The sequence below is a fragment of the Aliivibrio fischeri genome (genome assembly GCF_009727955.1).
GTDB lineage: Bacteria > Pseudomonadota > Gammaproteobacteria > Enterobacterales > Vibrionaceae > Aliivibrio > Aliivibrio fischeri_A.
This window is the reverse complement of record NZ_WOBR01000019.1, coordinates 1-6,173: the sequence shown is the minus strand read 5'-3', so window position 1 is coordinate 6,173 and position 6,173 is coordinate 1. Positions and strand designations below refer to the sequence as shown.

The following is a 6,173-nucleotide window of genomic DNA, read 5'->3' as shown; positions in this document are numbered from 1 at the left end:
GTTCAAATTTTTCTTTAGACATGGATAGTCCCTCTAGGTACGGATATTAGTGGCTTTGAATGACCACGTAACCAAATATAGATTGAATATATGATTTTTTAAAAGGAGAAATAGGCAATCTGGTGCTAATACCCAGATTTGAACTGGGGACCTCACCCTTACCAAGGGTGCGCTCTACCAACTGAGCTATATCAGCGCACAAAAGATATGGAGCGGGCAGCGGGAATCGAACCCGCATCATCAGCTTGGAAGGCTGAGGTAATAGCCATTATACGATGCCCGCACACGTAACTCGATTGAGCTATTTAACCTGAAATATGGTGGAGGGGGACGGATTCGAACCATCGAAGCTTTCGCGGCAGATTTACAGTCTGCTCCCTTTGGCCACTCGGGAACCCCTCCAAATTTTACTTCTACCTTTCGAAAAAAGTAAAAGTGGTGCCGACTACCGGAGTCGAACTGGTGACCTACTGATTACAAGTCAGTTGCTCTACCTACTGAGCTAAGTCGGCACAATTGGTGCGCATTCTAGTGAATCTAGAAATATCATGCAACTGAAAATTCAAATAAAACGTTTTTTTTTGCTTTTTTACTCAAAAAGTTGTCTATCTCATCAAATCCATAACCAAAAAGTAATAAGACCGCTTTTTTCTTAAAGAGGCTTATTGTATTGTTCAACATTCATTAATCCATTAGGTAAGTCATGTGAACTCTTATTTAACATTTACTCGTGAGCATTGGGCTGAATTGCGAAAATCGACGCCTATGACACTTACAGAAAAAGAGTTAACGAGCTTACGAGGCATCAATGAAAATATAAGCATTGATGAAGTGAGTGAAATTTATTTGCCTTTAATTCGCTTATTGCAATTACATATTGATAGCCATCGCGAAAAAAACATTATTTTAGAAAAATTTCTTTCACACCAAGATATAAAATCCCCTTTTATTATTGGTATAGCGGGAAGTGTTGCAGTAGGAAAAAGTACAACAGCAAGAATCATTCAGACTCTGCTCAAACAGTTATTACCAAACTTAGATACTCAACTGGTGACAACAGATGGTTTTCTTTATCCTAATGAAGTTCTAAAAGTTAAGAACATCATGCATAAAAAAGGCTTTCCAGAGTCTTATGATACCAACTCATTGGTTTCTTTTGTTTCTGATGTAAAATCGGGAAAAAAATCGGTATCGGCACCTTTATATTCACACCTGACTTATAACGTAACCGGTGAGCGAAAAGTTGTTGAATCACCAGACATCTTAATCATTGAAGGTTTAAATGTACTTCAAAATAGTAACGATTATCCTGACGAACAGCATCACCGTTTTGTGTCAGACTTTCTTAACTTCTCAATATATGTAGACGCATCGGCAGAACAACTTAAAGAATGGTATGTCGAACGTTTTTTAAAATTACGAGAAAGTGCCTTTAAAGAACATGGATCTTATTTTTCGCACTACACGGAATTGTCTACAGCAGACTCAATTAAAAAAGCTCAACATATTTGGGATACGATTAATGGTCTCAACCTTGAGGAAAACATCTTACCAACAAAGAATCGAGCTAGTCTTATTCTTTCAAAAGGTGAAAACCATTCAATTAATCAAGTAGCAATAAGAAAGTAGCTATTATTTCTTTATCGATATTTCACCACCATTATAAGCCGTTAGGCCATCAGCATTGATAAGTAGCAGTGCACCTTGAGCATCAATACCGTTGCAAACTCCTGTAACGGTACCATTTCCTAATTGAAGCGAAATTTCTTGGCCTTTAAAATTGTCATATCTATTCCATCTTTCAATAAAGTGGGATAGTCCAAAACATTCAAACGCTTTCATCGTTTCTTCAAGCGAAACCAATAATGTATTCGCTAATTTATTTCTAATGTGGCTTTGGCCAAGAATCGTTTTTAAATCAACCCAAGGTTGGTCTATTTCAGAAGTAAATCTTTCACTAAGATCAACATTAATTCCGATACCTATGACCACATGGGCGGCACCACCTGATTGAGCCGAAAGTTCAATAAGAACACCGCCTAGCTTTCTGTTATTCCAATAAATATCATTAGGCCACTTTAATTTAAGACCACTACAGCCTAAGTTTTCTAGGGCTTCAACAACAGCAATACCAACAGCTAAACTTAATCCCATCGTAGCAGCAAGACCATCATCTAATCTCCAATAGAGAGACAAATAGATATTTCCACCAAATGGAGATACCCATGAACGCCCTCTTCGGCCTCGTCCAGCAGATTGATATTCAGCTATACAAGATTGTCCGCACTCAAGAGAGGTCATATTATTTAGCAAATACTGATTTGTTGAATCAACAACGCCAAGAACTTCAGGTTTCGGTAGCTTATTATGAGAAACTAACTCTTGTTGTAATAACTCAATAGAAGTTGAGAGTGAGTAACCTTTACCTTTTACTTTGTAAATCTCAAGTCCCCAACTCTGAATCACATTAATGTGTTTGCTTATTGCGGCTCGAGAGATATTAAGTTGTTCACCCAACTCTTCACCTGAATGAAAGTGTCCATCACTAAGCAGTCTTAAGATCTCAAGTTTTTTAGTGTGTTCTTTCATCAAAGAGCTCCGATAAAAAAGATTCTTCACCATTTAGATAAAATCTAACTTCATGTTCAAGTTCAATATCATACATATCTAAGACAATGTTTTTTACATAATTTGCTAACTCTAAAATATCTTCAGATGTCGCTGTACCAGTGTTAATTAGCACCAACGCTTGTTCTTGATGTACTTGGGCTCCATTAATTTTGAAACCTTTTAAACCAGCATTATCAATAAGCCAACCAGCAGCTATTTTCTTCCCTTCAGTGACATCATAAGCAGGTAAATTAGGGTAAGTTTCACATAAGGCTAAATAGTGCTCTTCTGATATAACAGGATTCTTAAAGAAACTACCTGCATTTCCAATCACATTTGGATCAGGGAGTTTTTTACTTCGAATTTCACAAATTTTATCAAATACGTTCTTAGGTGTGGTTTTACTATTTCGTAAATCACTCAATGGGCCATAAGCAAGAACAGGCTGCCATTGTTTATTTAAACGAAGTGTTATCGCTGTAATGATGCAACGATCTTTGAGCTCGTGCTTAAAAATAGATTCTCGATAACCAAATAAACATTCTGAATTCTTCAATGTTTTAATTTGAAGTGTTTCAAGATCCAAATATTCAACAGACTCACATATATCTTTTAGCTCAAGACCATAAGCACCGATATTTTGAATAGGAGCAGAACCTGCACAACCTGGAATCATTGCTAGATTCTCAATGCCGGCGAATCCATTATCAACACACCACTCAACTAATGCAGGCCAATCTTCTCCACTAGAAATTTTCAGCAAATAATCAGTATCCGTTTCTGTTACTGATTTTCCGAAAAGTCGATTAAGAACAACGACACCATTAAAGTGATTACAAAATAAGGTATTACTCCCTCGCCCTAAAGGTAGTTTTGTCATGTCTGTGTATTTTTTATCAGACCAAATATCAATTAGATCCTGTATAGAATCAGCTTGAATGATTAAATCAGCACTTTCGTTAACTGAAAAACTATTATAAGGCTTAAGTGTTTTATTAAGTAAAATCTGCATAGTGCTGTATTTAATTGATTAGATTAAGTACATTCTAACTTAATACATAACAACTATATAGAACAGAGCTAATGAATCTTACCGTTTCTCATCTAGACAAATTACGCCTTCCTTTATTACATAAAATCTACAAGGAAAACTACCCGTCAGGAAAGCCTAAGGGAAAAGAAGAAATAATAGTAATAGAGGGGGATAAGAAAATCTTAGGGGCTATGCGTATAAAGACCTATGAAGAGTGTCATTTTTTAACAGGAATGATGATAATCAAAGAAAGAAGAGGCGAGAGTCTTGGAAGCCAACTGTTATTTAAGTTAAATGAATTTTTATCATTAGAACACTGCTATTGCTTTTGTGAACCTCAGTTAAGTGAGTTTTATTTAAAAAACGATTTCATTCATATAGACAAAAAGAATATTCCTCATGTACTTAAATCTAAGCATGATAGATATACAAATACTGGAAAAGAATTGGATATCCTTCTCTATAAAAAAACTAACAATTAGATATTACTCTCGGCAATACCCATGAAGTTTGCTAAAATCTATCCCCTTATATTGATTATTTAATGATTGGTTATGAATTTGAAACCTCAAGAAAGTAAAGAACAGCTATCTAAGCTCCCAATGTTGTCTCAAAATCCTGAGAATATTAAGATTCTTCACACCGCTGCAGATTTTCGGTATGAACTTCTTAAACAAATAGAAAATGCACAACAACGCATTTATATAGTTGCACTTTACTTAGAAAATGATGATGCTGGCAGAGAAATCTTTACCGCTCTGTATGAAGCTAAACAGAAAAATCCGACACTAGACATTAATGTTCTTGTTGATTGGCATCGAGCTCAAAGAGGACTTATCGGTGCTGAAAAGAGTGATGGTAACGCAGCGTTATATCGAGAATTCTCTGAAAAATACGAGCATTCAATAAATGTCCTTGGTGTTCCAGTAAGAAATAAAGAAGTTTTCGGCGTTTTGCATCTAAAAGGTTTTATCTTTGACGACACCGTTGTTTATAGCGGCGCTAGCTTAAATGATGTATACCTTGCCCATAAAGATAAATACCGCTTCGACAGATACCACGTTTTAAATAATGCTCTTCTTGCTAATTCAATGGTTTCATTTATTAAGAAAACATTGATTGCTAGTCCTGCTGTAAATTGTTTATCACAACAAAATAGACCAGAAACAAAATCCCTTAAGCCGGAAATTAAAGAGTTAAGAAAGCAGCTCGGTTTAGCAAACTACCAATTTACGTCTCAGACAAGAAAAGAAGGTGAAGTTGGTATAACACCTCTTGTTGGCTTAGGAAGAAAAGGGAATAAATTAAATAATTATATTCGCACTCTTTTAGCATCAGCCACATCTGAAATTACAATCTGTACTCCTTATTTCAACTTCCCTAAACCTATTGCAAAAGAACTAAAAAAAGCACTACGACGAGGAGTGAAAGTAACAATTATTGTCGGTGACAAAACTGCTAATGATTTCTACATTTCACCTGAAGAAGAATTTAAGACTATTGCAGGGTTACCATACCTATATGAGATAAACCTAAGAAACTTTGCTAAAGCTAATGAGACTTACATTGCTAGCAGACAATTATCTCTTAACTTATGGAAACATGAGAACAACAGTTTTCATCTAAAAGGTATGTGGGTAGATAAAGAATACACACTAATTACAGGTAGTAATCTAAACCCAAGAGCCTGGAAACTAGATCTTGAGAATGGACTATTATTGCAGGATCCTGAACAGTTACTTGTAGATACGAAGCAAGCTGAACTAGATGTAATCTTAGAACATACACAATTAATTGGTTCATACAAACAAGTAGACAAGCTTGATAGTTATCCTGTTGAAGTAAAAAAATTAATCAAAAGAATTAAGCGAATTAAAGCAGATCATATACTGAATCAAATTCTATAATTAAGTTATGGGTGTGCATTAATACAGTGCATACCCATTTTGATATTTCCCCGCCTCTATTCATCTAAAATTACACGTCCTTAGAGTCTCCATCATTTAATTATCTCAATATAAGTAACTATATTTACCTGCTTTTTATCAAGTTTAAGAGCAACACGTCCCCGAACTGACAACCGCTAAGATCTCTAATAGAAAGCCTAACCAACTGAACTACCATTTCGCTCTGCTTATCTCATTCCGTTTTCTACAGATGCAAAAAAGCCCTAATCTTTTGATTAGGGCTTCTTAAATAAGTGATTACGTTAACGGGACTTTCTATCAATCTTGAAAGCGATACGCCCCTTGGCGTGAGGCCGCTAAGCTCCCCAATAAAAAGCCTAACCAACTGAACTGCCACTTAGCTCTGTTTATCTCATTCAATTTTCTACAGATGCAAAAAAGCCCTAATCTTTCGATTAGGGCTTTTTCAAATAAGTGGCGGAGTGGACGGGACTTTCTATCAACCTTGAAAGCAACACGTCCCCCGGCGTGATAGGCCGCTAAGCTCTCCAATAAAAAGCCTAACCAACTGAACTACCTCTTCGCTCTGCTTATCTCATTCAATTTTCTACAGACGTAAAAAA

General features: G+C 35.9%; 5 protein-coding genes and 4 tRNA genes. 3 read left to right on the top strand and 6 right to left on the bottom strand.

The window, feature by feature from the left end; genetic code table 11:
* Positions 1-120: 120 nt before the first annotated feature.
* From GNP81_RS19110 to GNP81_RS19095, 4 genes are all read right to left on the bottom strand, one after another.
* Positions 121-196 (bottom strand) — tRNA-Thr (locus tag GNP81_RS19110).
* 12 nt (positions 197-208) lie between these two features.
* Positions 209-283 (bottom strand) — tRNA-Gly (locus GNP81_RS19105).
* A 35-nt stretch (positions 284-318) separates the two neighbouring features.
* A tRNA-Tyr gene (locus GNP81_RS19100) sits at positions 319-402 on the bottom strand.
* A 34-nt stretch (positions 403-436) separates the two neighbouring features.
* Positions 437-512, bottom strand: a tRNA-Thr gene (locus tag GNP81_RS19095).
* A gap of 193 nt (positions 513-705) precedes the next feature.
* Here GNP81_RS19095 and coaA point away from each other — a divergent pair.
* Complete coding sequence (gene coaA, locus GNP81_RS19090; RefSeq protein WP_336495341.1) at positions 706-1,629, top strand: type I pantothenate kinase; 924 nt, start codon at positions 706-708, stop codon at positions 1,627-1,629.
* Between the two features lie 3 nt (positions 1,630-1,632).
* Here coaA and birA read toward each other — a convergent pair whose 3' ends face one another.
* Together birA and murB are read right to left on the bottom strand one after the other, a co-directional pair.
* Positions 1,633-2,589, bottom strand: a complete 957-nt coding sequence (gene birA / locus GNP81_RS19085; RefSeq protein WP_063664976.1) for a bifunctional biotin--[acetyl-CoA-carboxylase] ligase/biotin operon repressor BirA — start codon at positions 2,587-2,589, stop codon at positions 1,633-1,635.
* Positions 2,573-3,622 (bottom strand): UDP-N-acetylmuramate dehydrogenase, encoded by a 1,050-nt coding sequence (gene murB / locus GNP81_RS19080; protein WP_063664978.1) that lies wholly within the window; start codon positions 3,620-3,622, stop codon positions 2,573-2,575. Before murB ends, birA begins: the two co-directional genes overlap by 17 nt.
* Positions 3,623-3,693: 71 nt before the next feature.
* On the opposite strand from murB, the gene GNP81_RS19075 reads away from it, so the two are divergent.
* Together GNP81_RS19075 and pssA are read left to right on the top strand one after the other, a co-directional pair.
* Positions 3,694-4,125, top strand: a complete 432-nt coding sequence (locus GNP81_RS19075; protein WP_011262799.1) for a GNAT family N-acetyltransferase — start codon at positions 3,694-3,696, stop codon at positions 4,123-4,125.
* A gap of 72 nt (positions 4,126-4,197) precedes the next feature.
* A complete protein-coding gene (gene pssA / locus GNP81_RS19070; protein ID WP_063664980.1) occupies positions 4,198-5,550 on the top strand; it encodes a CDP-diacylglycerol--serine O-phosphatidyltransferase in 1,353 nt (450 codons plus the stop codon).
* The last annotated feature ends 623 nt before the right edge of the window (positions 5,551-6,173 follow it).

Coding starts and splice junctions, on each gene's coding strand:
- birA (WP_063664976.1), bottom strand. CDS start 2,589: ATGAAAGAACACACTAAAAAACTTGAGATCTTAAGACTGCTTAGTGAT.
- pssA (WP_063664980.1), top strand. CDS start 4,198: ATGAATTTGAAACCTCAAGAAAGTAAAGAACAGCTATCTAAGCTCCCA.
- murB (WP_063664978.1), bottom strand. CDS start 3,622: ATGCAGATTTTACTTAATAAAACACTTAAGCCTTATAATAGTTTTTCA.
- GNP81_RS19075 (WP_011262799.1), top strand. CDS start 3,694: ATGAATCTTACCGTTTCTCATCTAGACAAATTACGCCTTCCTTTATTA.